32 protein-coding genes are annotated in these 26,305 nt (G+C 49.8%); 14 read left to right on the forward strand and 18 right to left on the reverse strand.

Going from position 1 to position 26,305, the window contains the following annotated elements:
* Positions 1-56: 56 nt before the first annotated feature.
* Together BLV87_RS19500 and BLV87_RS15975 are read right to left on the reverse strand one after the other, a co-directional pair.
* Positions 57-215 (reverse strand): hypothetical protein, encoded by a 159-nt coding sequence (locus tag BLV87_RS19500; RefSeq protein WP_175517813.1) that lies wholly within the window; start codon positions 213-215, stop codon positions 57-59.
* Positions 216-300: 85 nt separating this feature from the next.
* Complete coding sequence (locus BLV87_RS15975; protein WP_175517978.1) at positions 301-576, reverse strand: hypothetical protein; 276 nt, start codon at positions 574-576, stop codon at positions 301-303.
* A gap of 152 nt (positions 577-728) precedes the next feature.
* Between BLV87_RS15975 and BLV87_RS19505 the strand changes: the two genes are divergently transcribed.
* Positions 729-866, forward strand: coding sequence for a hypothetical protein (locus BLV87_RS19505; RefSeq protein WP_175517980.1), 138 nt, complete (start codon positions 729-731; stop codon positions 864-866).
* Between the two features lie 43 nt (positions 867-909).
* Here BLV87_RS19505 and BLV87_RS15980 read toward each other — a convergent pair whose 3' ends face one another.
* From BLV87_RS15980 to BLV87_RS16000, 5 genes are all read right to left on the reverse strand, one after another.
* Entirely contained in the window at positions 910-2,226 is a 1,317-nt protein-coding gene (locus BLV87_RS15980) for an esterase/lipase family protein (protein WP_175517982.1), read from the reverse strand.
* Positions 2,227-2,511: 285 nt separating this feature from the next.
* Positions 2,512-3,111 (reverse strand): putative adenosine monophosphate-protein transferase Fic, encoded by a 600-nt coding sequence (locus BLV87_RS15985; RefSeq protein ID WP_093070342.1) that lies wholly within the window; start codon positions 3,109-3,111, stop codon positions 2,512-2,514.
* Between the two features lies 1 nt (position 3,112).
* Positions 3,113-4,585: a YhfG family protein gene (locus tag BLV87_RS15990; protein ID WP_093070280.1), complete on the reverse strand. Its 1,473-nt coding sequence runs from the start codon at positions 4,583-4,585 to the stop codon at positions 3,113-3,115.
* On the reverse strand, positions 4,578-5,456 hold the full coding sequence (locus tag BLV87_RS15995; RefSeq protein WP_093070344.1) for a PDDEXK nuclease domain-containing protein: 879 nt from the start codon (positions 5,454-5,456) through the stop codon (positions 4,578-4,580). Before BLV87_RS15995 ends, BLV87_RS15990 begins: the two co-directional genes overlap by 8 nt.
* Positions 5,456-8,215: a type I restriction-modification system subunit M gene (locus tag BLV87_RS16000; RefSeq protein ID WP_093070282.1), complete on the reverse strand. Its 2,760-nt coding sequence runs from the start codon at positions 8,213-8,215 to the stop codon at positions 5,456-5,458. Before BLV87_RS16000 ends, BLV87_RS15995 begins: the two co-directional genes overlap by 1 nt.
* A 161-nt stretch (positions 8,216-8,376) precedes the next feature.
* On the opposite strand from BLV87_RS16000, the gene BLV87_RS16005 reads away from it, so the two are divergent.
* The 6 genes from BLV87_RS16005 to BLV87_RS16030 are packed head-to-tail and all read left to right on the forward strand — an operon-like array spanning position 8,377 to position 14,053.
* Positions 8,377-9,711 (forward strand): NAD(P)/FAD-dependent oxidoreductase, encoded by a 1,335-nt coding sequence (locus tag BLV87_RS16005; RefSeq protein WP_093070284.1) that lies wholly within the window; start codon positions 8,377-8,379, stop codon positions 9,709-9,711.
* Positions 9,708-10,475 (forward strand): DUF1365 domain-containing protein, encoded by a 768-nt coding sequence (locus BLV87_RS16010; protein WP_093070286.1) that lies wholly within the window; start codon positions 9,708-9,710, stop codon positions 10,473-10,475. The genes BLV87_RS16005 and BLV87_RS16010 overlap by 4 nt, the downstream gene beginning before the upstream one ends.
* On the forward strand, positions 10,476-11,693 hold the full coding sequence (locus tag BLV87_RS16015; protein ID WP_093070288.1) for an SAM-dependent methyltransferase: 1,218 nt from the start codon (positions 10,476-10,478) through the stop codon (positions 11,691-11,693). It abuts the gene before it with no gap.
* On the forward strand, positions 11,690-13,051 hold the full coding sequence (locus BLV87_RS16020; protein WP_093070289.1) for an MFS transporter: 1,362 nt from the start codon (positions 11,690-11,692) through the stop codon (positions 13,049-13,051). Before BLV87_RS16015 ends, BLV87_RS16020 begins: the two co-directional genes overlap by 4 nt.
* Positions 13,041-13,511, forward strand: coding sequence for a DUF3833 domain-containing protein (locus BLV87_RS16025; RefSeq protein ID WP_245707058.1), 471 nt, complete (start codon positions 13,041-13,043; stop codon positions 13,509-13,511). Before BLV87_RS16020 ends, BLV87_RS16025 begins: the two co-directional genes overlap by 11 nt.
* Before the next feature lie 11 nt (positions 13,512-13,522).
* Positions 13,523-14,053 carry a chalcone isomerase family protein gene (locus tag BLV87_RS16030; RefSeq protein WP_175517984.1) on the forward strand — a complete coding sequence of 177 codons (531 nt, stop codon included), beginning with the start codon at positions 13,523-13,525 and terminating at the stop codon, positions 14,051-14,053.
* Between the two features lie 54 nt (positions 14,054-14,107).
* Here the strand turns inward: BLV87_RS16030 and BLV87_RS16035 are convergent, their stop codons facing one another.
* From BLV87_RS16035 to ygiD, 4 genes are all read right to left on the reverse strand, one after another.
* Complete coding sequence (locus tag BLV87_RS16035; protein WP_093070295.1) at positions 14,108-14,530, reverse strand: nuclear transport factor 2 family protein; 423 nt, start codon at positions 14,528-14,530, stop codon at positions 14,108-14,110.
* Positions 14,527-15,270, reverse strand: a complete 744-nt coding sequence (locus tag BLV87_RS16040) for an SDR family NAD(P)-dependent oxidoreductase (RefSeq protein ID WP_093070297.1) — start codon at positions 15,268-15,270, stop codon at positions 14,527-14,529. Before BLV87_RS16040 ends, BLV87_RS16035 begins: the two co-directional genes overlap by 4 nt.
* Positions 15,270-15,728 carry a DUF3429 domain-containing protein gene (locus tag BLV87_RS16045; RefSeq protein ID WP_245707059.1) on the reverse strand — a complete coding sequence of 153 codons (459 nt, stop codon included), beginning with the start codon at positions 15,726-15,728 and terminating at the stop codon, positions 15,270-15,272. The genes BLV87_RS16040 and BLV87_RS16045 overlap by 1 nt, the downstream gene beginning before the upstream one ends.
* Positions 15,729-16,064: 336 nt before the next feature.
* Positions 16,065-16,850, reverse strand: coding sequence for a 4,5-DOPA-extradiol-dioxygenase (ygiD, locus tag BLV87_RS16050; protein WP_093070298.1), 786 nt, complete (start codon positions 16,848-16,850; stop codon positions 16,065-16,067).
* 102 nt (positions 16,851-16,952) lie between these two features.
* Between ygiD and BLV87_RS16055 the strand changes: the two genes are divergently transcribed.
* On the forward strand, positions 16,953-17,324 hold the full coding sequence (locus BLV87_RS16055; RefSeq protein WP_175517986.1) for a thiol-disulfide oxidoreductase DCC family protein: 372 nt from the start codon (positions 16,953-16,955) through the stop codon (positions 17,322-17,324).
* A gap of 12 nt (positions 17,325-17,336) precedes the next feature.
* On the opposite strand, the gene BLV87_RS16060 is transcribed toward BLV87_RS16055, so the two are convergent.
* The 3 genes from BLV87_RS16060 to BLV87_RS16070 form a co-directional block, all read right to left on the reverse strand.
* Positions 17,337-17,714: a DUF2237 family protein gene (locus BLV87_RS16060; RefSeq protein WP_093070301.1), complete on the reverse strand. Its 378-nt coding sequence runs from the start codon at positions 17,712-17,714 to the stop codon at positions 17,337-17,339.
* Entirely contained in the window at positions 17,707-18,183 is a 477-nt protein-coding gene (locus BLV87_RS16065; protein ID WP_093070303.1) for a hypothetical protein, read from the reverse strand. Before BLV87_RS16065 ends, BLV87_RS16060 begins: the two co-directional genes overlap by 8 nt.
* Before the next feature lie 93 nt (positions 18,184-18,276).
* Positions 18,277-18,540: a TIGR03643 family protein gene (locus BLV87_RS16070; protein ID WP_093070305.1), complete on the reverse strand. Its 264-nt coding sequence runs from the start codon at positions 18,538-18,540 to the stop codon at positions 18,277-18,279.
* Positions 18,541-18,638: 98 nt separating this feature from the next.
* On the opposite strand from BLV87_RS16070, the gene BLV87_RS16075 reads away from it, so the two are divergent.
* The 6 genes from BLV87_RS16075 (at position 18,639) to BLV87_RS16100 (ending at position 22,798) form a co-directional block, all read left to right on the forward strand.
* A complete protein-coding gene (locus tag BLV87_RS16075) occupies positions 18,639-18,794 on the forward strand; it encodes a DUF2256 domain-containing protein (RefSeq protein WP_093070307.1) in 156 nt (51 codons plus the stop codon).
* Positions 18,787-20,307 (forward strand): cryptochrome/photolyase family protein, encoded by a 1,521-nt coding sequence (locus tag BLV87_RS16080; RefSeq protein WP_093070308.1) that lies wholly within the window; start codon positions 18,787-18,789, stop codon positions 20,305-20,307. The genes BLV87_RS16075 and BLV87_RS16080 overlap by 8 nt, the downstream gene beginning before the upstream one ends.
* Positions 20,308-20,467: 160 nt before the next feature.
* The gene (locus BLV87_RS16085; RefSeq protein ID WP_093070310.1) at positions 20,468-20,809 is read left to right on the forward strand and encodes a Rossmann-fold NAD(P)-binding domain-containing protein; all 342 of its coding nucleotides are present in this window, start codon (positions 20,468-20,470) and stop codon (positions 20,807-20,809) included.
* Positions 20,810-20,830: 21 nt separating this feature from the next.
* Positions 20,831-21,100, forward strand: a complete 270-nt coding sequence (locus BLV87_RS16090) for an HNH endonuclease family protein (RefSeq protein WP_093070312.1) — start codon at positions 20,831-20,833, stop codon at positions 21,098-21,100.
* Positions 21,097-22,419, forward strand: a complete 1,323-nt coding sequence (locus BLV87_RS16095; protein WP_175517988.1) for an ABC1 kinase family protein — start codon at positions 21,097-21,099, stop codon at positions 22,417-22,419. The genes BLV87_RS16090 and BLV87_RS16095 overlap by 4 nt, the downstream gene beginning before the upstream one ends.
* A 40-nt stretch (positions 22,420-22,459) precedes the next feature.
* The gene (locus tag BLV87_RS16100) at positions 22,460-22,798 is read left to right on the forward strand and encodes a zinc ribbon domain-containing protein YjdM (protein ID WP_093070314.1); all 339 of its coding nucleotides are present in this window, start codon (positions 22,460-22,462) and stop codon (positions 22,796-22,798) included.
* Here BLV87_RS16100 and BLV87_RS16105 read toward each other — a convergent pair.
* From BLV87_RS16105 to BLV87_RS16120, 4 genes are all read right to left on the reverse strand, one after another.
* Positions 22,785-23,207, reverse strand: coding sequence for a SufE family protein (locus BLV87_RS16105; RefSeq protein WP_093070316.1), 423 nt, complete (start codon positions 23,205-23,207; stop codon positions 22,785-22,787). The two genes, BLV87_RS16100 and BLV87_RS16105, sit on opposite strands and share 14 nt — an antisense overlap.
* Positions 23,208-23,222: 15 nt before the next feature.
* Positions 23,223-23,597, reverse strand: a complete 375-nt coding sequence (locus BLV87_RS16110; RefSeq protein ID WP_093070318.1) for a DUF59 domain-containing protein — start codon at positions 23,595-23,597, stop codon at positions 23,223-23,225.
* 120 nt (positions 23,598-23,717) lie between these two features.
* Positions 23,718-25,010, reverse strand: coding sequence for an NAD(P)/FAD-dependent oxidoreductase (locus tag BLV87_RS16115; RefSeq protein ID WP_093070319.1), 1,293 nt, complete (start codon positions 25,008-25,010; stop codon positions 23,718-23,720).
* An 11-nt stretch (positions 25,011-25,021) separates the two neighbouring features.
* The gene (locus BLV87_RS16120) at positions 25,022-26,302 is read right to left on the reverse strand and encodes a DUF1501 domain-containing protein (RefSeq protein ID WP_093070321.1); all 1,281 of its coding nucleotides are present in this window, start codon (positions 26,300-26,302) and stop codon (positions 25,022-25,024) included.
* Between the last annotated feature and the right edge of the window lie 3 nt (positions 26,303-26,305).

The raw sequence follows: 26,305 nt of genomic DNA on the forward strand, positions 1-26,305 counted from the left end.
TCGCGGTTTCCAGAAGTGCCAACGTATGGCGAATTTTGTGTGAAATCTACGTCAAATTACTGATTATCCTCATCCAACACTGGATCATGCTCACCGGATTGTGGGAAATACCCCAGCGCAGCCTCACCAAAGGTGTTCAAGCCATTCAGGAACAGGCTTCCCATCTTGCCGCCTGCATCGCTGAGCGACGCAGCTTGATAAAATGCCTCAAGCAACTGGCAAAACTCTTCGCTTCTTCAACCGCTTGCCGACAAAACAAACGGAGGAAAAAACCTAATAATTGGATGAGATTACAGCAAGTTAGGGAATGGAGGGCTTAAAGTTGATGCGTATAGGGGTATAAAGATTGTTGCCTTCATCCAAGGCATTATCACGCGCCAATTCTTGCAGGGTTTTGTCGATCAAGGTGTCGCTGACGTGTTGCTTGCGTAACCACGCGCTCAGGTAATCAGGTTCGATATTGCGGTTGTTGGCGCGTTTTTCCCAATTGCCCAGATACTCGTAACCGAGTTTGTCTTGAAACAAACGGATAACGCGATTTTGGGTAATGCGCTCGCGGTCACTGACGTTACTCATGCTTGCTCTGTTTTGCCCGTGGATAACAAGGGTTTATTATGCCGAAAAGTGCATCACCATGCCTGTGTTTTATCGCTAGCTATCCAAATTTGCATGAACTTTCTATTGCCAATAGAATCTAATTATGATGATTTATCAACACAGGGGGATTTATGTCTAAGCTAGACCAATTGACCAAGGAATATCATGAGTTAGAACGCCAGCTAAAGACTGCTGACAGGGAACGTAAGCGCCTTACGGAGCAAATGGAACGCATCAAAGCTGCTATTGCGAAAGAGAAATCAAAATAGCTAACCATCTAAAAAACCCAGCATTTGGCTTGGGATTGCCAAGCTAAATGCGCTTGATCAAGTAATCAATAAAATACTTAAGCCTTACTTTTGATTGAGGAGAAACATCATCAGGTGTTCTTTCTAGTAGGTATGACAAGGCAGTCTCATACAGCTCAACATCAAAACCAATGCTAAAATAAGGTTCATCCATTATTTTCTTACTATCCTGCAACAAACACACTTCCAACTGACCAATAAATTGTGAGACATCTAATTGAAAATCTTCAATTTCCTCTTCGGTTTTAGGTATTTTCTGTACATTCAACTGACTTTTATAATTGGTTATCGCCTTTGTGCTAATTCGCTCTGCCAACACATTTCTATTGTCTGATAACCAATCAGCAACATCTCTGTAATCGGAAATACATTCAGATTTTAGCTGATCTCGTTCACTAGAAACACGTTGCATTTTATTAATAATATGTTGAGTGTCATTCTCTAACTCATTAATACGTGCTGTTATAACTGCATCAAAATCATCAACCAAACCGTCATCCAATCCATTATTCATCATTCGACGACTAATTATTTCCTTCATGCCTAAATATAACAAATCTTCTCGTGAATTTATTTTACAAATTGAAATATGATCCGCATCCAATGGCACAGGAAGCTCTTGAGAAAAATTACCAATAGCACTGGACTCGCTAACAATCATCTTTCCAAAAGGTACAATTTTACCAAGCCCAAGCAAACCTTGTTTTTTCACACGAACTTGTTTGGTTTCGTAATAAGATATACATTGAATTTTTTTTCGTTGCACATAGTTTTTAAATCCATTTGCAAGGTAACGCAAAGCAGATTCATCTTTTTGTAGTTGCCGAACAATTTCATTGCGACGCACGAAAAAACGAGCATACTCAAATATATTGGCAAGTTCAGAGCCATTATGAGGAACAGCCAGAAAAATTATATCTGTACAATTATCCGCTATTTTTCGATATTTTTTAGAGTTTTCTTGTTCGGCTGAAGTTAACAGGTATTTCGCAATTAAACCACCCATACTATGGGTCACTAAAATAAAAGGTTTTTCACCAATTTTATTGACTGAAAAATGATGTAACAAATTAAATGAGCGATCTTGCATCGGCATTTCATCTTCTACCCAACGGGTAGGGGAAGCACCATAACCAACCGTCCACACACCAACGTTTTTAATATCTTCCGCCAACCAAGCAGGCCAGAATTTTTTAGGATCATCATCAGCTTGCCATGTTGTGTAAGCATCGCCACCCAAGCCGTGGATGAAAACGACGTCCAATACCTTTTTCTGGGGCGCTGTTGTATCTTCTGCTACTACAGGAAAGACGCCATTCAAGTGTGAGTTATCCATAAGAAACTAGCCCGCATTCACATAATCATTAGTTAAACAATCAATATTATAAATTAAATATATTAATTGCCATCCATCATCAATGCTATTTTTTGATCATATATAACATTATATACAAAAGTACAGCATGATTTTTATCAGGTTCTAATGTCTACTTCTTGCACAAACCCCACATCCTCATACAAATCGCGTCGGCACACTCACGCTAATACTGATAAATCAGAACCTTATCAAGGTGTTTAGGGTGCATCAGTTTGGCTTTACGGGGTACTACTTAATGTCCTGCGTCGTTTGTAATATCCGCGCAAAAATCTTTTCCATCTTGCCGTATTCGACTTGCACGCCGTCGATATTTGCCTGAATCCATTCGTCTTTGGTGACATCACGCCAATCCAGACGATAGCCAGATGACAGTGCCAGATGCTCAAAGAAAATACGTTGCACTCGTCCGTTTCCTTCCCGAAACGGGTGCAACATATTGAATTCACAATAATGTTCAGCAAGTTTAGTTGCTAAGCCAGCAGGTAACAAATCTTTCAGCCAGTGATCTTTTTCAAGGTTTCTAAATAGCTTGGTAGCTTCTGGTTCAATGCGGTTACACGTACAGAAGCGTGTGCCACCTTTTGAAATATCAACTGTTCGTATCTCACCTGCCCATTCATAAACATCTGAAAATAAAGCGTAATGAATTTTCTTAAACGTTTGCAACGTATAAGGCGGTGATTGATAAGTCACTCGCTCAATGGTAAGACTGGTAATATCACACTCTGCCTGTTCAAAAATACTCGCATCCGTTATGCCGAGCTTATTTTTTAATACCGCCGAACTCGGATAACAATAATAATCATGGATAGCATCGTATTTATCCATATCAAGCAGCCCGGTATTTAGCCAAAACATCCGCTAATGATGTTTCTGGTTTTTGCATTGGCATGTGGATGCCTTCCAGACGTGAACTATGTACAAAGTTCTCTCGCTTTGTTTGTTCGTACAGATCAAACGGCGATGGTTTGGTAGACCCCACCACCAGCCGCGTCCTCCCCGTCAGCAACTCCTGCATCATCCCCTGCTTCATCGCCTTGGTCTTCGCCAGCCGCTGCTCCAATGCCGCAATGTCCTCATCCATCGCCGACAACACCCCCGCAATCGCCGCTTGCTCCTCACTAGGCGGACAGAATACAGACAAAGCAAGAAATGCAGGCTTAGCAATATTCTTCATAGAGCCACTAGTTCCCGTCGCTATTTCTTTAATTGCCAGATGAAACTTTGAATAGCCAAGAAGTAATACCAACCATTTCACATTAGTCTTTTCACTTCTGAGATAAATCGACCAAAGTCTATCTGGAACAAAAAGAAATGGATAACTTTTATCAACATAACCGCATTCACCAACTAAAGATGGTGTATTCATTCGGCTAACAATAATACTATTAGCATGGGGATTTATTTTTGCTCTTTTAATATCTGTTGCAGAAATTTTTTTTGACTCTTGAGGAAAAAACCGTCCATTGTAAACTGCTGAGGTTTTCAGAATCGCACTCGTTTCCTCATCATAATCATCACTATCAATAGAATTTACACTTACTCCAGCGATAAGTTGCCTAATTAATTCACTCAGAGGAACAACCTCCCAATCCTCCGGTATTTCCCCCAACTCGCTCGACTTCATGCCTTTGCCTTCACCAAAACCCGCCAGCCGTTGCTTTCCGGTCAAAAGCTGCTGCATGGTGGCGGTTTTAATGTCGCGTTTTTTGGCAATCTGGGCATTGAGCGACGCAATCAGAGCATCCACATCAGAAAGAACGATAGCAATAGCGGTTTGTTCTTTTATAGAAGGAAGTATTATAGGGAAACTTTTAATATCATTACTTGTGATATTAGGATCTTTTCTGCTACTGCTCGCAACGCTTTTCCAATAATCAACTTTAAAGTTTAAGTAGTGCAAAGCATAATGTGAAACAATGAGCTTGTCATTTGGTATAACGGCAGAAAGTGCTTGATTAATTGTAGCGGGAGATAGCAACAAGCCTGTTCTACCTATTTGATTAAGTCCACCATACATTGCAACTAAAATCGTTTCAGATGGGTGCAAAGTCAAACAGGTTTCACTCATTGCGGACTGAGTAACTTTCTCCTCAGTTTCATAGATATATGAATTATTTAGATCGGTTGTTTTTACCCAAAGAAAAACACCATTAGCAAAATATTTTTCTTGTTGGCTTCTACTGGGTGTAGTTCCTCCACCAAAAGATGCAACATCACCTAATGATTTAACTTCCCAGTCTTCGGGGATGATGCCGACTTCGGTTTGTTTGTAGCCTGCGGGGATGGTGGCGTTAGTCATCGAAGTCTCCTTGCTGGGTAAGCTGCACTTGTACCCACTCGCGTTCACGTTCTAATTCGTGCTTAAGTTCTTCCTCAGTTGGCAGGTAAGGCAGGTACTTCGCCGCAAACAGTTGTTGGCTGTCGGTCAACACGGAATACTTAACGATGGCTTCGCTTTTCTGACTGCACAGAATCAACCCAATCGTAGGATTATCATCATCGCCCTTTTTGTGTTGGTCATAGATACGCACATAAGTATCCATTTGCCCCACATCCTGATGATTCAGCTTGCCTATCTTCAAATCAATCAGCAAAAAGCATTTCAGTTTAAAATGGTAAAACACCAAGTCGATATAAAAATCCTGATCAGCAGTCCGCACCCGTTGCTGACGCTCCACAAACGCAAATCCCTTACCCAGCTCCAGCAAAAAGCGTTGCAAGTTGTCGATCAAGCCCTGCTCTAAATCGCTTTCCAACATATGTTTTGACGGCAAGTTCAGGAAGTCTAAAATATAAGGGTCACGCAAATAATCTTTTGCATTCTGTTGTAAGGCAGCAGTTCTTTCCTGTGCCTCTTGAATAATGGGTGCAGGGTCTTTGCTTGATAAACGTCGCATATTGCGCAAATTGCTGACATCAAAGCCCTTGCCGAACTGCTGGGTAAGGTGTTGCGCAATCTGCTGCAACTGTTGCGTACCGTAAGCTGCCCGTGCCTGCCCTTGCTGTTCATGCTCGACAATTACGCGCCCCATCTGCCAATAGCTTTGCAGCATCACACTATTGACCGATTGCTTTAACTGTCCTCGACCTTGCTCAATGATCAGGCTAAGGCTCTCAATCAAGGGTTGTATAGAGAGGGCAACATCGGTCTGTTTGGAAGAATTATTCATCACCATGACAACCCCATCGCTTGCAAGTGTTTGGCAACCGTAGCACTGAGCGCGGCAGTTTGTTGTTCCAGCGTTGGCAGTGGTTGCGCGTAACGCTCATGCAGTTGCTTCAGGCGGTTGGCGAATTGCTGAATCATGCGTTCGATGTCAGACCGTACCCGCGCTTCCAGCGTTGCCAGCCATTTCTTTTCGACCATCAACACCTTCATATCGAACTCGTCCAGCTTGCCGTATTGTTCCAGCACTTGCTGATTGAGCTTTTCCTGCGCCTCTTTGACCGCTTTTTTGGCTTGCCCCTCAGCCTCCAACAATGTCAGCCACGTTTCAATGATTTGAATATCAGCAACAATCCGCTCTTGTTCCCCCTCTACCTCTGGGAGAGGGGGCCGGGGGGTGAGGGTCTTCAACATCTGCCAATCTTCACGCTGCTGCTTCAAGGTTTTACGCGCCGTTGCTGCCTCAGCAAGTTTTCGCAGATAATCATCCAGCACACGGTTTTCCGCTGGAGTGTAGCTATCCGTCAGCCGCTCTTTCACATCCTTGGCAGCAATTTTGCCCTTGGCATTTTTGAAGTCCGCCAGCACTGGCTCATCTTCCAGCGCACGGATGCGATTTTCCGCAGCATCCAAAGCCTTACGCTGGCTGTCGTACTGCGCAAAACCCGCTTTGTCGAAGGCTTTCCATGCCAAATCTTCATTGTCTGCCAGCTCTTTTTCAGCTTCGGCTTTATTGCTGACATCCTTCAACACACCATCTTCCCCGCCATGCTCTTCCTGATGCTCGGTGAGGGCTTGCGTCGCTTCATCCTGCACCTGTTGCAATGCATCCAGCGCCGCCTGTTCAGCCGCAAAATAGTGTTCGATCATCAAACTCGGCGCGATAAAATCCATCTTAAACTTTTGCGCACTCTTACCGCTGCCCACCACCAAATCCGGTTTTTCAACATCCTTATCCTTGTCATCTTTGCGCACCAGACGCACCAACGCAGGCGGCGACCAGCCTTCTAGCGCGAGCATGTACACATCGTCTTGGAAGGTTTCTGTCCAGTAATCCATTAAAATCTGGTAAACCGCGTACTTGTCGAGCAACGGCGCACCCGTAAACGTCAACAACAAATCCTCTGACAACTCACGGATTTTGTCTTTGGGCTTGATCCCTTGCGACAAGGCTTTCAAACCATCCACATGCCGCGCCCGCCATGCCGCGAAACGTTGCATCGCCTGATCCGCAAATGCCTGATATTCCTCACCCGCCAGAATCGTGCGCTTAAAATCGTTGGCGGCACACTGGCTACGGAAATAGGTTGGGCGTTGGGTATCGGCTTGAAAAAGCTGTTTGCGCAAGGTCGGGAATTGCTGCCAGTAATGTTCCAGCAAATCCAGATCGCGCTGCGGAATTCCGCCCTGCAAATGCGCGTCAAGGTCGTGAATATCTTCCGGCTCAGAGGCATCAATGTAACGCGGGATATTCAGGTTATACCCATTCCCCGCAATCTCTGCCAACGTCACCATGCGGCTATAGCGTGCTACTTCGCCTTGCTTGGTGAATACATCGACGATTTGGTGAATGTCTTGGCTACGCAGGCGGTTCTTGTTGCCATCCTTGATAAAGCCCTTGCTGGCATCCACCATGAAAATGCCTTTACGGGCGTGGGCATCTTCCTTGTCCAGCACGATAATGCAGGCGTGAATCCCCGTGCCGTAAAACAGGTTGGCAGGCAAACCGATAATGCCTTTGATATACCCTTGCTTCACGAGATTCTGGCGAATATCCGCCTCGGCATTGCCCCGAAACAACACCCCGTGCGGCAAAATCACCGCCGCTTTGCCCGTGCTTTTCATGGATTTGAGAATGTGCAACAGAAACGCATAATCGCCGTTTTTTGAAGGCGGTACGCCGTATTCAAAGCGCCCAAACGGGTCTTCCTCGACATTCACCCCGTTAGTCCACTGCTTATTGGAAAACGGCGGGTTTGCCACCACGAAATCGAAGGTTTCCAGCGTATCGGCTGATTTCAGAAACAGCGGATTTGCCAGCGTGTTACCTTGCTGAATGTCAGCGTCGGCATTTTCATGCAGGATCATATTCATCTTCGCCAACGCGGTGGTGGCGTTGTCGTTTTCCTGTCCGTATAGCGTCAGCCCATTCGGGGCTTGGTCAGCCACTTTCAGCAATAAAGAGCCAGAACCGCAAGTCGGGTCATACACGGTTTTGTCTTGGGTGGTATGTGGCGTAATGCCGATAATTTTTGCCAACACCTGCGAGACTTCCGACGGCGTATAGAATTGCCCCTTGCTCTTGCCGGATTGCACCGCGAAATGGCGCATCAGGTATTCATACGCATCACCCAGCAAATCGTCGTCGGTAGCGCGGTTGCCGCCCAAAACCAAACCTTCAAAAATACCGATCAGTTTGCTGAGGCGGTCGATCATGTCCTTACCGCTGCCTAACTTGTCGGGGTTGTTGAAATCGGCGTTATTGATGACGCGCTTAAGGTGGTTTTCTTCGGCGAGTTTGTCGATGACCATCTGCACGCCTTCGCCAATATTGGGCTTGCCCTTGAGCTTAACCATATCGGCGAAGGATGCCCCTTCCGGCACGTCAATCAACGAATCTGCCTGCCCCGCCTTGTCCGACACGTATTTCACAAACAACAAGGTGAGGATGTAATCCTTGTATTGGGAAGCGTCCATGCTGCCGCGCAACACGTCGCAGCTTTCCCACAGGGAGCGGTAGAGTTCGGTTTTTTTAATAGCCATGCCATTCCTGAACAACAATAAGGGAAACAGAAAAAGCATTATACCCAATACCCAGACCCGATAACCCCACAAAAGCTTCGTTTTTTAGCACTTCCCTGCATCCATAACGCATACTCGACCGTACAAGTAAGGTATAGGTTTAGACAAAGGAAGTGCGGAATATGTACAAGAAACGTGTGGCAATTATTGGTTCAGGTATTACAGGGCTTGCATCCGCATGGTTATTGCATCAACAGTACAACGTCACCCTGTTTGAAAAAAATGCCTATCTCGGCGGGCATACCCACACCATCGACGTACCTGAACAAGACCGCCAAATCCCTGTTGATACCGGTTTTATCGTCTACAATGACCGCAACTACCCCAACCTGATTGGGCTATTCGCACAACTCGGCATTCCCACCCGTGACACCGATATGTCGTTTGGGTTTTCGCTGAATCAAGGCGAATTGGAATATTCCGGCTCTAGTCTCAATACCCTGTTCGCACAACGCAAAAACTTGTTCCGCCTAAGCCACTGGCGCTTACTCAAAGAAATCATGCGCTTCAATAAAGTCGCACACCGTTTGCTCGAAAACCCCGTTGCAGTGCCCAATATGAGCTTGGGTGAAATGCTCGACGCGCACCAGTTTTCCCGTGAGATGCGCGAACACTATTTACTACCAATGGGAGCCGCCATTTGGTCGTGTCCCGTTGAGACCATGCTAACGTTTCCCGCGCTCAGCTTCCTCCGCTTCTTCGCCAATCACGGTTTGATTGATCTCCACAACCGTCCCCAGTGGCGCACCGTTTGCGGAGGAAGTTCTTTTTATGTCCGTAAACTTCTCGCCGCAATGGGCGATAAGCTTCAACTGCAATCCGGCGCAATCCGGGTAGAACGTACTGCCACCCAAGCCAGCGTGTTCACCGCGACCGCCAAGCACGACTTTGATGCCGTCATTTTTGCTTGCCACGCCGACCAGGCCCTTGCACTGCTGGTGCAACCAACACCGGAAGAACAACGCATCCTCGGTTGCTTTCAGTACGAAAAGAATCAGACCTATTTGCACACCGACGCCAAGCTCATGCCCGTCAACCGCAACGTCTGGTCGTCCTGGAATTATCTTGCCACCAGCCAGCCCGAATCTCGCCAGCAAATGACCGCGACGTACTGGATGAATAACCTGCAAGGGCTGAACACCAGTAAAGACTATTTCGTCACCCTCAACCCCTACCTATTGCCCAGTGACGAACAAATTATTACCAGCATGACTTACGAACATCCCATCTTCAACCAAGCCGCCATGGATGCGCAGCCACAACTCGCCAACCTGCAAGGGCAGCAATGTTCATGGTTTTGCGGTAGCTATCACCGTTATGGTTTCCATGAAGACGCGCTCGCCTCGGCGGTTACGGTGTGTAAGGATTTTGGTATCACCCCGGTTTGGGTCAAAGCACAGGAAACGACTCCTCAACCTGTGCTTGCGCTTGCGATGGCTGGGGCGGTTGCATCATGAACATGCACGACGCAGCGGCTGTCTTCCCCTCAACAGTCATGCACAGTCGGCGTTTTCCGATGCAATACCGTTTCAGCTATCGCGTTTTTAGTTTATTGGTGGACATCGACCGACTCCCAGAAATCGGGCGTAACCCACTGTTTTCGATCGACCGTTTCAACCTGTTCAGCCTTTACCAACGTGACCACGGCGCACGCGATGGCAGCGCATGGCGGGGATGGGTTGAACAGGTGCTGCACAAGCAGGGGATTAGCGCCCCCATTGGCAACATCCAATTGCTGTGTTTCCCGCGTATCTTGGGGTATGGCTTTAACCCGTTGAGCCTGTGGTTCTGCCATGACACGACGGGCAACTTGCTGGCGGTGATTGGGGAAGTCCGCAATACCTTTGGCGAACACCATCATTACTTGCTGCATGAACAGGGAAAACCCCTCGCCCCCATCGTCACCGGCAGTAAGCAAAAGGTATTCCATGTTTCACCGTTTGTGGGAATGCAGGCACGTTATGAATTTTTTATTCATCAACCTCAGGACAAGCTGAATATCCTGATCCACGAATACGAAGGCGATGAATTAATGCTGATTGCCAGCCAACAAGGTCAGCGTGAAGCGTTTTCAACACGGGTATTGCTGCAATGCTTTGCGCGTATCCCCTTACAAAGTCTCAAAATCATGGCGCTTATCCATTGGGAGGCGCTCAAAATCTGGCTTAAAGGCGGCACATTCCACCGTAAACCCGCCCCACCGACTGAGGAGATCACCTGAATGCCGCTAGAAACCACCTTACCCCGCCCACTGGTTGCTGATTTTGGGCATTTGCCCACCTTTAAACGCTGGCTAATGGGGGTTCTTGCCCGTATCCAACATGGCAGACTCACCATTCACCTTGACGGCGAACGTTACGTTGTCGGGCATAGTGATGAACTCCACGCCACTATTCGTATTCACCATCCGTTACGCCTCGCCCTCAAATGCTTGGGTAAGGGTGACTTAGGGTTTGGCGAAGCCTATGTCGCGGGCGATTGGTCTAGCGATCACCCTGCCGCATTACTGACCTTGTTATTACGCAATTGGGAAAAGTTCGGTAATACGCTCGACAACCGCAAACTGTTACGCAAACCTGCCAACTGGTGGCACAACTTACGCCGTAACAGTGTGCACAATAGCCGCAAGAACATTGCGCACCATTACGACATGGGTAACGATTTCTACCGTGAATGGCTTGATGCCAGCATGACCTATTCTGCCGCGCTCTATACCGCACCGGAAATGACGCTGGAACAAGCGCAACGCGCCAAATACCAGCGCATCCTCGACGAATTGCAGGTACAACCGGGGCAAACCATCCTCGAAATTGGTTGCGGCTGGGGTGGCTTTGCGGAACTAGCAGCAGAATACGGTTGCAAGGTGCATGGCATTACCCTCTCCCGCGAACAATTGGCATGGGCACGACACCGCTTGGCACGCTTCGGCACGCAAACCCAAATGGAATTGCGTGATTACCGTCACTTGCAAGGCAGTTACGACCACATTGTCTCCATTGAAATGTTTGAAGCAGTTGGCGAACAGTATTGGGAAACCTATTTCCAAACCTTGCAACACCATCTGAAACCCGGTGGACGTGCCGTGCTGCAAATCATCACCATTGGCGATGCATGGTTTGAAACCTACCGATCAAGGGCAGATTTTATCCAGCGTTATGTGTTTCCGGGTGGCATGTTACCTTCCCCCTTACGCTTGGATACGCTGATTACAGATAACAACCTTAAACAAATCAATCATATTAGCTTTGGCAAAGACTATGCGCGTACTCTGGCAGAGTGGGATCAGCGGTTTATTGCCGCTCTGCCTACTCTGCGCCCGTTGGGATACGACCAACGTTTTGAACGGCTGTGGCGTTATTACTTGGCTTACTGCGAAGCGGGGTTCAACGAGGGGCGTATTGATGTAATCCAAACCACCTTGGAGAAACCGCTGTCATGACCGCTGCCCATTATCGCCAGTTGCTATTCTACGGCTTACCGGGGCTACCGCTGGCGATGTTGGGTTTGCCGTTGTATGTGTATTTGCCCTCGTTTTATGCGCAAGACTTAGGCTTGTCGTTGAGTGTGGTAGGGATGGCGCTACTGGCGGCACGTGGCTTGGATGTGATTACCGACCCACTGATCGGCTGGCTGAACGACAAAGTGCAAAGCCGGATGGGGCGGCGTAAGTTATTTATGTTATTGGGTTTACCCTTATTACTGGTGGGTTTGGAGTATTTGCTGCGCCCTAGCGGTAAGGTCGATGGGTTGTATTTGTTTGCCTGGTCGTTCGTCACCTATCTGGGGTGGACATTTATCAGCATTCCTTGGCAAGCATGGGGGGCAGAAATGACCCGTGATTACCACGGCAAGAGTGCGCTTTCCGCCAGCCGGGAAGGGTTTGCCATTCTCGGTACGGTGGTCGTGATTAGTTTACCGTTCTTCGTCGGCTCTCAGGCTGCGGTGACTACGTTGGGCACATTGGCAACGTTGCTGTGGTGGCTGTTGCCATTGGCGTTACTGCCTGCCTTGCTGTGGTTGGTGGAGCGCCGTCAAGAGCGTCGGTTCGCGCCCTTGCGCAAGGTGGGTAGCATTCTCTCTGCACATCCAGCGATACGCCAGTTGCTGCCCGCTTACTTTATTAACAGTTTCGCCAATGCCTTGCCCGCTACCCTGTTCATTTTGTTTGTGACGCATGTATTGCAAGCACCGGAACAGGTGGGCGTGGTGCTGCTGGTTTACTTCCTCAGCGGTGTTCTTGGTCTACCGCTGTGGTTGTGGTTGGCACGGCACGTCGACAAAAGTCGGGCATGGGCATTGGCTCTTATATTATCCGTGTTGGGGTTTGCGTTTGTGCCGTTGTTGGGTGTGGGCGATACCGCATGGTTCATAGCGATTTGCGTCGTCAGTGGCTTGGCGTTAGGGGCAGATGTGGCATTACCAGCGTCAATGCAAGCGGATATTGCCCAGCAAATGCAGCATCAGGGCAACCCCAATACGGGATTGCTGTTTGGGGTATGGGGTTTGTTGACCAAATTGGCGCTGGCTTTAGCCGTAGGGATTGCGTTCCCGTTATTGGATTGGGCGGGGTTTGTAGCGGATGCCAGTACTCAAACGGCGTTTACCTTAACCAGCATGGCCTTGTTATATGCCGGTTTGCCGGTATTGTTAAAAGCGTGGGTGATTTGGCGTATGTGGAACTTTCCATTTAGTGAAGTCGATTTTCGTGATTATTGGGAGATGAGTTATGCGAATGCGCTCTATGCTGCTTACCCTTCTGCTCTTCATCGTGAGCGGGTGCAGCAGCATGAAGATTGAAGACTACGCGAATTTTGAACCAAAATTTGACCTGTTTGAGTATTTTCAGGGCAACACCCGTGGTTGGGGCATGTTTCAGGATCGCGGCGGCGCGTTAAAACGCCAGTTTGTGGTCGATATTAAAGGCGAAGTTAGCCCCAATGGTGAGTTGGTAATGACAGAAGATTTTGTGTGGAATGATGGCGAAAAGTCGCAGCGTGTTTGGCGCATCCGCAAGCAAGATGCACACCGTTACAGCGGGCGGGCGGCAGATGTGGTCGGCGAAGCCAAAGGCGTGGCTAATGGTAATGCGCTCAACTGGCAATACGATTTGAAGCTACCAGTAGATGGCAAAGTGTGGCAGGTGAGTTTCGATGACTGGATGTTCTTGCAACCCGATGGTGTATTGCTAAACCGCGCCAAGATGAGCAAGTTCGGGCTTACCTTGGGTGAAGTGACAATTGCATTTCAGAAACGTTAACGGAGGCTATGATGGTCACATTACGCACAATATTGCTGGCGGCACTGCTGCTAACACCCGGCATGGGGTCGGCAAATGTTCCGGTAGGCTTAAAACCTGTGGGGCAAGGCGAGGCGTTTTACCTGAAAGTGATCAAAGTGTACGATGCGCAACTGTCGGTCAGTAGCAATGCCAGCCGTGACACAGTGTTGGATGCCAACGTATCACGCTGTTTAAAGCTGGATTATGCGCTGGATTTGACGGCAGATAAGTTTGCCTTGGCGGCGGATACGATCCTGAAACGCCAACATGATGCAGCGACCTTACAGCAATTAAAACCACAGCTTGAGCAATTGCATCGTGCGTACCAAGACGTAAAACCCGGTGATGTGTACCAGATGTGTTACGACGCAAAGCAGCAAACCACCACATTATTGCTGAATGGCAAGACATTGACCAAGGTGAAGTCGGCGGAATTTGCCAGCGCGTACTTTGGGATTTGGCTGGCTGAGAAACAGCCGATTGCGCAGCGTTTGCGGAGTGATTTACTGAAGTCATTGTGAAACCCCATCAACCAACCACCATGCTGCAAAAGTTTTACCAGCATGGTTAACCTTTTAATTAGCCATCAACCTCCCCCGCAACCAGCGCATCACCCACCCCAACACTGGTAACTTGCTATACACATGCTCCGCCGGATCCCAATAATCCACATGCTCCACCGCCAAGCCTTCATCATTAAAATGCACCACACTCGTACCGGGGATTTCCCACCTCTCCCCTTTCAAGGTCTGAAAACGGTAATCCCAACGAATAAATAACGTTTTTTCGGTTAAGGCATGATCCACAATCGTAAAACGTGAATGCTGGGTGGTAGCAAACATATGTGCAAACACCCGTGTAATCGACACCACCCCACGCACATCATTAAACGGGTCTTTAAACCGCGCATCTGCCGCAAAAATCCCCGCCAATTGTTCCAACCCATCCGCTTGCAAGGTCGTAAAGGTCTGCAAATAACGGTTCACGTGCTCCATCATGCTGCTCCCTTAGTCAGTTTGAAATACAACCAATACGGCAAAATACGCAACAGTTTCATCAAATAAGCAAAGCGCTTAGGAAAAACAATCTCGAAATTTTGACGCGGCAAATCGCGCATAATTGCTTGTGCCGCATCTTCGGCCTCCATCAGAAACGGCATTTTGAAATCGTTTTTATCGGTCAGCGGCGAACGCACAAAACCAGGGTTAACCACCCGCAGTAACACACCCTTAGCTTTCAACTCCAGGTGCAACGATTCCGCCAAGCTGATCACCGCCGCCTTGCTGGCACTGTAAGGGGCAGATTTTGGTAAACCGCGATACCCCGCAATACTCGCCGTTAACAAAACTTGCCCCCGTCCTCGTGCCAACATCAACGGCAAGATGGCATCCAGCCCGTTCACCACCCCCAGATAATTGATGTCACACAGCTTGCGGAACAACCCAATATTGAAATCCGCCAAGGGCATCGGCGTATAATCCCCCGCATTCAGCACGCACAAGTCGATTTCGCCCAACTCGCGGGTAATCGCCGCTGCCGCTTCATGCAGGCTCGACACATTGGTCACATCCAGCGTATAGGGGTGCAAGGCTGGGTTTTGCGCTTGCATCGCCCTTAACGGCTCCAGTCGCCGGGCGCTAATCGCCACCTGCCAACCGGCTTGTGCCAACTGGAACGCCAGCGCCTGCCCGATACCCGAACTTGCCCCCACCAGCCACGCGACAGACTGCGCTTTCATCACACTGCCACTCCCGCTGCCACCAATAACAGCACCACAATCACCGTCAAATGCAGACGCATTTTCCCGTAATCTGCCGACAAATGCTTAAACAGCAGCAGCGAGTCCACGATATAAGCCAACGCCACCAACCCAGCCAACACGAACAACGCCCATTTAATCGGCAACAACAAAGAAAACCACGCCAGTACACTGGGCACAACACTAAACAGCAACAACTTGCCCAAGTCACGCTCATCCAGCGTATCCTGCATCCCCAACGCCACACCCCAATGCACCGCACCGAGGAAGCTCAGGATAATCGCCGCATACGCTGCCAGCCACCAATCCAGCCGCACATTTTCCAACAGCGGCAAACCAGACCCCAGCAATAACGCCACCGTCAGGGCAAAAAACGGCACTAAGCCGCCGTAACCTAACCACCACATCACTTTGGGCAAAGAACGTTTAGGGTACATGAGAATCTCCTTTTCTGGCTTGTTGGACGTATACAGGATTGTAGCCTGTGTACGGCGTTATTCCTGCTTCACAAAAATCAGTTTGTCAGTGGCAAAACCAAGGCTTTTCGCCTTATCCATCACTCGACTTGGAAACCTGTCACTGGCGTTATGCCGTCTGGAATGCCGACACAGCCGGACAACAACAGTGCCAAACCCAGTAGCCATGCGTAAGATAATTTTCTGTACAACTTCATAAAAAACTCCTTGTAAAGTGTAACGATACTAGCACCAATATTGTACATTACTGATAATCAGCAGGAATACTGCGGTTTAAGAACACCACAACAGCACGCTTCAACCAATCAATACCGAACGCATCGAAATCGAGCCGTAAGCAAATCCCTCCACCGGATAACGAACTCGATCTCCTGCGTCCTTGAGTGCCAACGCATACAAGAGCGGCAAATAATGTTCACTGGTCGGTACAGCAAGCCGCGCATCCTCCCCAAACCCGACATAATCCAGTAACGGCTGATGCATCGCGCTGTTAATACCAGCGCACACTGCCTGATCAAAGCGTTGCGCCCAATCAAACGCATGATCTTCCGGCAAGACCATACGCCGTAAGTTATGCACAATGTTGCCGCTACACAGCACCAACACCCCTTCAGTACGTAAAAAAGCCAGTTGCTGCGCCAAGGCGTAATGAGCAGCGGGTGGCTGATCCGCATTCATGCTCAACTGAATCACCGGAATATCCGCCTGTGGGTACATCATCGCCAAAGGACACCATGCGCCATGATCCAACCCCCAGCTCTCATCCAACGCAATGCGCGTATGGCTAACCTGTTGCGCAATCCGTTTCGCCAAGGCTGGTGCGCCGGGTGCGAGGTATTGCATCTGGAACAATCGCGCATCCATACGCCCAAAATCGTGAAGCGTGCGCGGTTGCGGCATCGCTGTTACCAGCGTTTTACCGCGTGTCAGCCAATGCGCAGAAACCACCATGATTGCTTGTGGGCGCGGTAAACTTTGCGCTAATTGTCGCCATGCGCGGGTATAACGGTTATCGCTCAACACCAGCGTCGGTGCGCCGTGACCAATGAAAACCACCGGCATTTTTGGCAGATGATCAGCCATACAAATCCCCTTTATTCAACCCAAACAACACCAAGGTTTCTTGAAACACATTAGGAAAGGCTTATGTTTAAGCCATTACCCCACATTCTAAGGAATCCACACATGACCACCCCGAAAGTAACCTGCTTCCACGACGGCGAATGCCCCATCTGCAACCTCGAAATCAACGGCATGAAAAAGCTGGATACAGCGGGCAATATTCAGTGGATCGACATCACCCAAGAATCGGAAGCCTTGGCTGCGGCGGGGATTACCTACAAACAAGCGATGGAACGCATTCACGTCATCGGCGCAGACCAGCAAATGCAAACCGGGGTGCGCGGTTTTATCCAAGTGTGGAAACAACTGCCTTACTATCGACGCATGGCGGCACTCCTCGAACGCCTGCCGTTTTTAGTGCCTGTCATGGAAATGGGATATCGTGTATTTGCGTACTGGCGATTGCCACTCACGGGCAAAAAACGGGTTTCGTAGATTTAGATTTCATCATGACAAATCAATCGCGTGCTGCTTCAAATCATCCAACGACAATACCTGCAAACACGCCTGATGGGTGGCGCGAACCACCAATCTAGGGGCTTTCCCAGCCTCAAATGCCTCCAGCCAGCGACGCGCACACAAACACCAGCGATCGCCGGGCTTCAGTCCGGGGAAACCGTATTGTGGTTGCGGGGTTATCAAGTCATTACCCTGTTCACGGCTGTATTCCAGAAAATCGCGTGTCATCACCGCACAAAGCGTGTGTGAACCCACGTCTTGCTTGCTGGTATTGCAAGACCCGTCGCGGAAAAAACCCGTATTCGGTTGTGTGCTGCATACTTCGAGTTCTGTACCGAGTACATTGAGCGAATCCATCTTATCCATTACTGATGCTCCTGATGAGTGAAATCTGTCTACCATACTCGCTATCATACACTGCCTGCTGATAATTCAACTGCGCAATGCCAGCCAACTGCATAGACCGCCCCAACGAATTCGCCAACGCCGACGCAAACACCCGCTGGTAAAAAGGCAGCGATGCCACATAGACGGGCAATGCCGCTTCCAGCGTCGGACTCGCTTGCAACACCTGCTCCAAGGTTTCACGCCGGGTACGAATATAAGCCAGAAACACGGCATCGCGTGCAGTTTCTTCACTCAATTCCAACGTCCACGCCAAATCATCATGCAATTCACAGCACCCGATCACCTGATCAAACGTCGGCACACTCCATTGTTGCGGGAACACTGGCGAAAGCTGAAAACGTTCACCGTAGCGATACAACCAATACTTGCGCCCGCGCACGGGTTTGAAACTGAAGCGACTTTCCAGCACAAACATCGATGTAAACAAATCAGCCGTCTGCTGGCATTGCCCAGCGCCGCCAACACCGGCACTAGCCCTTTGCCTTGCGGATTCGGATTTTTCTGTTTCACGATCTCATTCCTAGCGGGTACGCTGTGATGGACAGACGAATCGCCCGACCAGAAAACCACGTTTGCCCAAATGTTTGGTGGTGCGCCCCGCCATGCGTTTACGCCACATCCGAAAACTGGACGGCTGCATCTGTTGGCGCATCAAATCAATCACCGCCGTTTCGTTCAAGCCGTAAAGCGTGTTAATGGCTTCAAACGGGGTACGGTCTTCCCATGCCATTTCCACGATGCGGCTCAAGTCAGCGTCATTGAAAGCAGTTTTGTATAACTTCATTTGAAAAATACCTTATAAACTCTCCCGATAATAGCACCAGACTTATACATTACTGATAATCAGCAGTAACATTGCGGTTTAAGGATTCAACAACGTACATGGCACACCACAAACCCACCCTACCCCACAAAACCTGCCCCATCTGCCAACGCCCGTTCGCATGGCGCAAAAAATGGGAAAAATACTGGGATGAGGTGAAATACTGTTCCGAACGCTGCCGCCGCAGCCGTGACACAGGCGCGACTCATGCGTAAATTGTGCCTAATTCTCGGCGACCAACTCGACCGCGCCTCACCGCTATTCAAAGACTTCGACCCGCAACACGATTGCCTGTGGATGGCAGAAGTTACCCAAGAAGCCACGCACGTCTGGTCACACAAGCAACGCATCGCGCTGTTTCTTGCAGCCATGCGCCACTTCGCTGCCGAACTCACCGTCAAACAATACCCGCTACACTACCTCAAACTTGACCAGCACCACGCCGCCAGTTTAGGCGAAGCATTGGCACAAACGTTGCAAACCACTTCTCCCGCCGAAGTCTGGCTGGTACGCCCCGGTGATTACCGCGTCTTGCTGGAAATTGTCGCCACCTGCAAACACTACAATACCCCGCTGAAACTGCTCAGCGACACCCACTTCCTGTCAACTCCCGGCGAATTCCGTCGCTGGGCAGGCGAACGCAAGCAATTGCGCATGGAATATTGGTATCGAGAACTGCGCAAACGCTACAATATTCTACTCGAAGACGGCAAGCAGCCCATCGGCGGCAACTGGAATTACGACAGCGACAACCGCAAATCCTTTCCCAAATCCGGTCCGACTGCCGTGCCAGCGCCCCCCAATTTTGCCACTGATAATATTACCCAAGAAGTCATTCGGCTGGTGAATGCACGTTTTCCCGATCACCCCGGCACACTCGATAGCCTGCAATGGTCGGTCACGCCCGTACAAGCGCAACAAGCGCTTACCCGTTTTCTCGATGAAGCACTGCCCCAATTCGGCGATTTTCAAGATGCCATGTGGCAACATCAGCCCTTCCTCAACCATTCCCTGCTTGCCAGCAGCCTCAACCTCAAATTGCTGAATCCGCTGGAGGTTATCCGCAAAGCCGAAGAACGTTATTGGCAACACCGCGCCCCCTTAGCCACTGTTGAAGGTTTCATCCGCCAAATTCTCGGCTGGCGTGAATACGTGCACGGCTTGTATTGGCAGCACATGCCCGACTGGTACGAGTGGAACGCGCTCGACGCACAACACGATTTGCCCGCGTTTTACTGGACGGGCAACACTGAAATGAATTGCCTGCGGCAAGCCATCGGGCAAACCTTGCAACACGGTTACGCGCACCACATTCAACGGCTAATGGTCACAGGATTGTTTGCGCAACTCTACGGCGTGAAACCAATGCAGGTACACGAATGGTATCTGGCGGTATACGTCGATGCGGTCGAATGGGTGGAATTGCCCAATACACTGGGCATGAGCCAGTACGCGGATGGCGGGCGCATGGCTTCCAAACCGTACATTGCCAGCGGCAAATACATCCAAAAAATGAGCAATTATTGCCAACATTGCCGCTTTAACTCCGCCAAAGCCGTGGGTGCAGATGCCTGCCCGTTCACCACGCTATTTTGGGATTTTCTCGATCGGCACGAAGCGCGTTTTGCCGCACACCCGCGCATGGGGTTTATGGTGAGTAATTTGCGCAAACTATCCGCAACGGAACGCAACGCAATTAGGGCGCAAGCAGTGAGTATCAGGGCATAGCATTGTCACACTCTTGTACAATTACCCGATATAAAGCAGGATTAATTGCAGGTCTTGTCGAGAATCACGACACTCAGGGTACAACCATTAGGAGGAGTTCAACCATGCGCATTTCAACCCTTGACCCCATTAGCCTAGAAGATTTTGCCAGCAATTGGCGGTGCAATTTCCCGACATCCACCTGATTCGTTTGGCGCGTCACACCGAAACATTGTTGCCATTGAGCATTGCAACACAAGACATTAGCTTCGATCTCACCGACGAAGCCAGCATGATTACCGCGTTGCAAAGCTTGCCGGACAACGCCGAGATTGATTGGGTTTTTATTGCTACTGGCTGGTTACACGACAACGATACTCAGCCCGAAAAAACATGGCTCAATCTGTACGCGGATCACCTGCTACGTTCGTTCACCCTGAACACCGTCAGCCCTATGCAAACCCGCCAATTGAGCGATTCGGGGCAACTTTTCGACTTCATGGGTTTGCCATTCGCGCCCTAAACTTTGTGACAGGAACTCCCCATGTACCGAGCCAAACTGCAAGCCCAACTCAAATCCCTCAGCACCGTTAACACCACCACGCAATGCTGGGAATGGCAGGGGCAAATTTCCAATAGCGGGCGCGGGCGTATTATGATCCAAGACGACGGAATGCCGCGCACAGTCGGTGCAGACGATGCCAGCTACATTGCGTTTTTCGGGGAAATCCCACCGAAATCCCTAGTACGCCAAACGTGTGGTAACCGCTTATGCATCAACCCCGAACACCTCGAACTGATGAAACTGCCATGACGACTATTGACGAAAAACACAATGCCAGCGTTCCTTCAGGGCGTTTAGCTCGCATGGCTCGACTCGGTTCACTCGCCACGGGCGTTGCAGGCGGTATGATCGCCGAAGGTGCGCGGCAACTCGCCCAAGGCAATCGCCCCAAAGTCAGCGACTTGCTGCTTACCCCCGCGAATGCCAAGCGTGTTGCCGACGAATTATCACGGCTGCGTGGGGCAGCGATGAAAGTCGGGCAACTGCTGTCAATGGACGCAGGCGATATGTTGCCCGCCGAACTCACCGACATCCTCTCGCGGCTGCGCTCCGATGCCAAACCCATGCCTTTGAGCCAATTGGCAAAAGTGCTGGATGAGCAGTGGGGCAAAGGCTGGAACACCCGCTTCCAACAATTTTCTTTCCAACCCTTAGCGGCGGCTTCCATCGGGCAAGTGCATTCAGGGCATACTAAAGACGGGCGGCATTTAGCGCTGAAAATCCAATACCCCGGTGTACGTGAAAGCATTAGCAGTGACGTGGATAATGTTGCCGCGTTGCTACGCATTTCCGGGCTGATCCCCAAAAGTATCGACTACCAACCACTGTTGGAAGAAGCCAAGCAGCAATTACACCAAGAAGCGGATTATTGTCAGGAAGCAGCCCACATCCGCCGTTACCAAACGCTGTTAGCGGATAGCCCTGAATTTGCACTGCCCACCGTACATGACGACTTCACGACCACGAATATTCTGGCGATGACCCACGTTGGCGGTGTTCCGATTGAATCGCTGGCGAACGCGCCGCAAGCAGAGCGTGACCACGTAATGCACCTGCTACTCGGCTTGTTGTTCCGCGAAATCTTCAGCTTCCGGCTGGTGCAAACTGACCCGAATTTTGCCAATTACCGTTATGACCGCGAAGCGCAGCAATTGATTTTGCTGGACTTTGGCGCAACCCGCGCATACCCCGAATGCATTGCCGAAGGTTATCGACAAGTGATGCAAGGCGCGGTGCAACGCGACCGCGCCCTGATGGATGCAGGTGCGGCGCAAATCGGTTTCTTCCAAGCGTTCATCAAACCGGAGCAGCGGGCTGCGGTGCTGGATTTGTTTGAGCAAGCATGTGAGCCGTTGCGCTGGTACGGCGTGTATGACTTTGGATCATCGAATTTGGCAAGCCGAATTCGTGATGCAGGCATGGCGTTGAGCATGGAAAAAGATTACTGGCATACCCCACCTGCTGATGCGTTATTTTTGCATCGCAAACTGGGCGGCTTGTATTTACTGGCGGCGAAATTGCGGGCGCGGGTGGATGTGGGTGGGTTGTTTGCGGCTCATGTACCGTAAGATTATGCTAGACTCGTGCCTTTTTAGTTGAGGAAAACCCATGAGTTTACCTGCCTGCCCCCAATGCGGTTCTGAATATACCTACGAAGATGGCACTATGTTCGTCTGCCCGGAATGCGCCCACGAGTGGCCACAAGTTGCCGCCTCCACGGAAGGCGATGGTGAGCGCATTATTAAGGATTCCAACGGCAATGTATTGCAGGACGGCGATACCGTCACGGTAATCAAAGACTTGAAACTAAAAGGTTCTTCTTTAGTGGTGAAAGTCGGTACCAAAGTCAAAAATATTCGTTTGGTCGATGGTGACCATGATATTGATTGTAAAATCGACGGTATTGGGGCAATGAGTCTGAAATCCGAATTCGTCAGGAAGGTATAAACGCCTGCGCTTGCGCCCGCATTTTTTCGACAATCGCATAAATCCCCACATGCCGTGTCGGGCTGAGATTTTCTGCCAGCCGGATTCGATCAAACAAAGCATCCACATCCAAGTCGACGCTGTGTGATGGGGATTTGTGTGAAAACAGATTGACCAGTAATGCCACGACACCCTTGATAATAGCCGTGTCACAATCGCCATGAAACACCAGTTTGCTGGGATGTTGTGGGTCGGGAAACGCATAAACCCATACCTTGCTCATGCAAGCTTTCACCCGATTGTCATCGGTTTTTTCCGCATCAGGCATCGGTTCTAAAGCTTCGCCTAACTCGATTAAATATTGGTAACGCTGTTCCCAGTTTTCCAAAAACTCAAAATCGCTGGCGATGGTATCCAGTTCAGGGGTCATGCTGTCTACCTTCCCTTAAAACATATCCAGTTGCAAACGGGCAGCTTCACTCATGCGCGATTGATTCCACGGTGGTGACCACACCAGTTCTACCGTCACATCATTGACCTCAATAGGGGAACGTGCTGCTGCTTCCACCTGCCCCGGCAAACTGCCTGCCACAGGGCAACCGGGGCTAGTAAGGGTCATCTTGATATGCACGTTATTATTGTCATCCAGCGTCAGAGCGTAGATCAGCCCAAGATCGTAAATATTCACCGGAATTTCTGGGTCATACACTTGGCGGAGGGCGTTGATGATTTCACCACGCAACCACGCTCGCTGGGCTTCCAGCGGGTCAGCGTATTGCTCAGCAGCCTTGGCTTTGGCTAGTCGTGATAGTTTGAACATAACACTCCTCACTCCCTCACTTAATAGTTGAGTAATTTAATAAGGAATATAATGTGACTATCTACTGCCTGCAAATAAGCCTGTATTCACTAGAACAATTTCAGACGTGATGGCTAAGCACTAAAAGAACACATCCTGCGTAAAGTTGTTGTACCAACTGTAAGCGTATTGCACGTCGATTAAACGCTCTTCTTCTGCCGCTGCCAAGGGTGATGTGCCGCCGGAATTTGGTACAGCTTCAATCATTTTGCCATCGGCTGATAGCCGGTAAATGCCAACCACGGAAATCGCGTAATCGTCGCCCACTAAACTGTAACAACCGTTGGAAAACGAGGTTCTGCCCGGTTCGCGCCCGTTCAATAACGCTGCCACGGCTAAAGCGCAGGCTTTGGCTTCCGAATTCGCGGCGAAACCTGACTTGGGCAACGGATTAGCAATGCACGCATCACCAATGACGTGAATATTGTCATGCAAGGTGGACTCAAAGCTAGCAACGGCGACCGGACACCAGCCACTGCTATCGGTTAATCCAGCACTAAACGCTAACGCACCCGCTTTTTGCGCCGGAATAATGTTCAGGACATTGGCTGCAATTCTCTCACCACCCGCTGTTGTGACGGTTTTCGTGGCAGTATCTAGGCTCACTACGGCATTGCTTCCACCCGAAGCCCACTCAATCATGCTGTCGTTGTTACCATAACCGTACAATTGCATCCAGCCCTCTTCAAACAGGGATTGCTTGGTAAAGCTGGTTTTCGGATCAAGAATCAACACTTTGCTGTTAGGCTTGTGCTTTTTGAAATAACTGGCAACTTGGCTGGCGCGTTCATACGGCGCAGGCGGGCAACGGTAAGGGTTGGGTGGTGCAACCATTACGAATGTGCCGCCGTTAGGCATGGCTTCAAGCTGGGAACGCAGCAAGGTGGTTTGCTCACCTGCTTTCCATGCGTGCGGAATCTGTTGTGCCACATCCGCGCTGTAATTTTCAATGGTTTCGTAACGGTAGTCGATCCCCGGTGCGACAATGCAGCGATCATAGGGGAAATTGCCAGCAGTGGTTTGCACGGATTTAGCCACTGCATCAATGGCGGTGACTTCGGCTTGCACCACGGTAATACCGCGTTTTTCCAAGCCTGCATAACCGAATTTCAGGGAGTCTAAAGTGCGCCCACCGCCCAATACTTCGTTACTCATGTAACAGGTGTAGTAGTGAGCATTTTTTTCGATCAGGGTAATGTTAATACTGGGGTCGGCGAGTTTCAGGTACTTGGCAGCCGTTGCACCAGCAGTACCGCCACCGATAATCACCACATTAGCATTTGCACCCCAGCTACGGGTCGAAATGCCAGATAGCAAAACCAAGCCACCCGCACTCAGGGCTTTCAAAAACTGTCGACGGTTTACGTTTGTCATGGTGTGTACTCCTAAACCGTGATGCCGCTGGATACTGCGGGGTTGAATAATGCCATGCTTTCGGCTTTCAGGTCGTAGCGTTGCGCAAGAGCGTGGGTGTCGATGCCGAGGAGTTTGCGCAACTCTGCCTGCACGTGACGCGGTTGCAATTGCACCCCGGATTCACTCAATTGCAGGGTGTTCGGGTTAATCGCCCGTTTTTCATGAGTTGCACCACTAATACCAACAATACGATTTGCCCAAGGTGCGTTTTTCGCCATGATAATGTCACTGCCCAATGACCAGTGGTCTTTACCGTTACCGGCGTTGTAACTAGGAGTGCGCCCCACATCAGAAGTGACATGCACTACCAAACGATCCGCTAGACCCATGCCTTCAGCCTTTGTCCACAAATAATCCAGCAAGCGTGTGGTATTGATCAACGCATTCGCATGGTTAGTGTCGTGGTTGCCGTGCGTATCAAAGCCCCCTGTACTGAAACACCCGGTTGCGGTCATACCCGCTGCTGCCAGCGTCAAAAACAGGTGCAGGTTTTGAATGCCATTACGCGCCTGCCCTTGTAAATCGTTACGGTCAAGCGTGCCGGATAATACCGTTCCCAACACATTCATATCGCCCGTACCCGCGCGAGCGCGTTGCAGTTCATCCAGCTTTTCCTGCCAACGCGGGAGGTTATTGGGCTGGCTTACTTGCGCTTGCAAACGTTCGTCGCGAAAACGCTGTAGGGTACTGACGTGCGAATTCGCGTAATAACTGCGCGTCGCATCGTAGTAGTTAGGATTTGCCAAGGTGCGCAGCAAGGTTTCATCCGGCAATACCGTGAATGGCATGATCCCGGCGGTTTCCGCAAAACCGCCATCACGCACAAACGGCATAGGTACGGTCGGTGCTGCCACCGCAGCGTACAACTCGTTCAAGGACGGATAACCTTGCATCAAATTGCCGGTATTACGATTGCGTTCCGCTGCCTCATGTCCGTTAGTTTGAATGTCAATGCCATTCACCACCAACATGTAACGCTGGTATTTATTAAAAAATGCCGCGTTTTCCGCCATGGGTGCATAGCGTAAATTACCCGCTTCACCTGCCACCTGCGTGCTTGCCCAGCGATTCACCAGCGGGTTATTACGCGGGTCGGAAAACGAGCTGTGATCCCATCCCCCACCAAGGTTCAGGGTTAACAGGATTTTCCCGGTATGCAAATTCGCCGCCTGTACACGGTTGCTCACCCACGGCAGTGAGGTAGCAAACCCGACAGCACCCAGCGTCTTTAAAAAGTTGCGTCTGTTCATGCC

This window comes from Thiothrix caldifontis, from assembly GCF_900107695.1.
Lineage (GTDB): Bacteria > Pseudomonadota > Gammaproteobacteria > Thiotrichales > Thiotrichaceae > Thiothrix > Thiothrix caldifontis.

Bases quoted from the DNA above. Each gene is read 5' to 3' on its own strand.
- BLV87_RS15975 (WP_175517978.1), bottom strand. From the start codon at position 576: ATGAGTAACGTCAGTGACCGCGAGCGCATTACCCAAAATCGCGTTATC.
- BLV87_RS19505 (WP_175517980.1), top strand. From the start codon at position 729: ATGTCTAAGCTAGACCAATTGACCAAGGAATATCATGAGTTAGAACGC.
- BLV87_RS15985 (WP_093070342.1), bottom strand. From the start codon at position 3,111: ATGGATAAATACGATGCTATCCATGATTATTATTGTTATCCGAGTTCG.
- BLV87_RS15990 (WP_093070280.1), bottom strand. From the start codon at position 4,585: ATGACTAACGCCACCATCCCCGCAGGCTACAAACAAACCGAAGTCGGC.
- BLV87_RS15995 (WP_093070344.1), bottom strand. From the start codon at position 5,456: ATGAATAATTCTTCCAAACAGACCGATGTTGCCCTCTCTATACAACCC.
- BLV87_RS16000 (WP_093070282.1), bottom strand. From the start codon at position 8,215: ATGGCTATTAAAAAAACCGAACTCTACCGCTCCCTGTGGGAAAGCTGC.
- BLV87_RS16005 (WP_093070284.1), top strand. From the start codon at position 8,377: ATGTACAAGAAACGTGTGGCAATTATTGGTTCAGGTATTACAGGGCTT.
- BLV87_RS16010 (WP_093070286.1), top strand. From the start codon at position 9,708: ATGAACATGCACGACGCAGCGGCTGTCTTCCCCTCAACAGTCATGCAC.
- BLV87_RS16015 (WP_093070288.1), top strand. From the start codon at position 10,476: ATGCCGCTAGAAACCACCTTACCCCGCCCACTGGTTGCTGATTTTGGG.
- BLV87_RS16020 (WP_093070289.1), top strand. From the start codon at position 11,690: ATGACCGCTGCCCATTATCGCCAGTTGCTATTCTACGGCTTACCGGGG.
- BLV87_RS16025 (WP_245707058.1), top strand. From the start codon at position 13,041: ATGAAGATTGAAGACTACGCGAATTTTGAACCAAAATTTGACCTGTTT.
- BLV87_RS16030 (WP_175517984.1), top strand. From the start codon at position 13,523: ATGGTCACATTACGCACAATATTGCTGGCGGCACTGCTGCTAACACCC.
- BLV87_RS16035 (WP_093070295.1), bottom strand. From the start codon at position 14,530: ATGATGGAGCACGTGAACCGTTATTTGCAGACCTTTACGACCTTGCAA.
- BLV87_RS16040 (WP_093070297.1), bottom strand. From the start codon at position 15,270: ATGAAAGCGCAGTCTGTCGCGTGGCTGGTGGGGGCAAGTTCGGGTATC.
- BLV87_RS16045 (WP_245707059.1), bottom strand. From the start codon at position 15,728: ATGTACCCTAAACGTTCTTTGCCCAAAGTGATGTGGTGGTTAGGTTAC.
- ygiD (WP_093070298.1), bottom strand. From the start codon at position 16,850: ATGGCTGATCATCTGCCAAAAATGCCGGTGGTTTTCATTGGTCACGGC.
- BLV87_RS16055 (WP_175517986.1), top strand. From the start codon at position 16,953: ATGACCACCCCGAAAGTAACCTGCTTCCACGACGGCGAATGCCCCATC.
- BLV87_RS16060 (WP_093070301.1), bottom strand. From the start codon at position 17,714: ATGGATAAGATGGATTCGCTCAATGTACTCGGTACAGAACTCGAAGTA.
- BLV87_RS16070 (WP_093070305.1), bottom strand. From the start codon at position 18,540: ATGAAGTTATACAAAACTGCTTTCAATGACGCTGACTTGAGCCGCATC.
- BLV87_RS16075 (WP_093070307.1), top strand. From the start codon at position 18,639: ATGGCACACCACAAACCCACCCTACCCCACAAAACCTGCCCCATCTGC.
- BLV87_RS16080 (WP_093070308.1), top strand. From the start codon at position 18,787: ATGCGTAAATTGTGCCTAATTCTCGGCGACCAACTCGACCGCGCCTCA.
- BLV87_RS16090 (WP_093070312.1), top strand. From the start codon at position 20,831: ATGTACCGAGCCAAACTGCAAGCCCAACTCAAATCCCTCAGCACCGTT.
- BLV87_RS16095 (WP_175517988.1), top strand. From the start codon at position 21,097: ATGACGACTATTGACGAAAAACACAATGCCAGCGTTCCTTCAGGGCGT.
- BLV87_RS16100 (WP_093070314.1), top strand. From the start codon at position 22,460: ATGAGTTTACCTGCCTGCCCCCAATGCGGTTCTGAATATACCTACGAA.
- BLV87_RS16105 (WP_093070316.1), bottom strand. From the start codon at position 23,207: ATGACCCCTGAACTGGATACCATCGCCAGCGATTTTGAGTTTTTGGAA.
- BLV87_RS16110 (WP_093070318.1), bottom strand. From the start codon at position 23,597: ATGTTCAAACTATCACGACTAGCCAAAGCCAAGGCTGCTGAGCAATAC.
- BLV87_RS16115 (WP_093070319.1), bottom strand. From the start codon at position 25,010: ATGACAAACGTAAACCGTCGACAGTTTTTGAAAGCCCTGAGTGCGGGT.
- BLV87_RS16120 (WP_093070321.1), bottom strand. From the start codon at position 26,302: ATGAACAGACGCAACTTTTTAAAGACGCTGGGTGCTGTCGGGTTTGCT.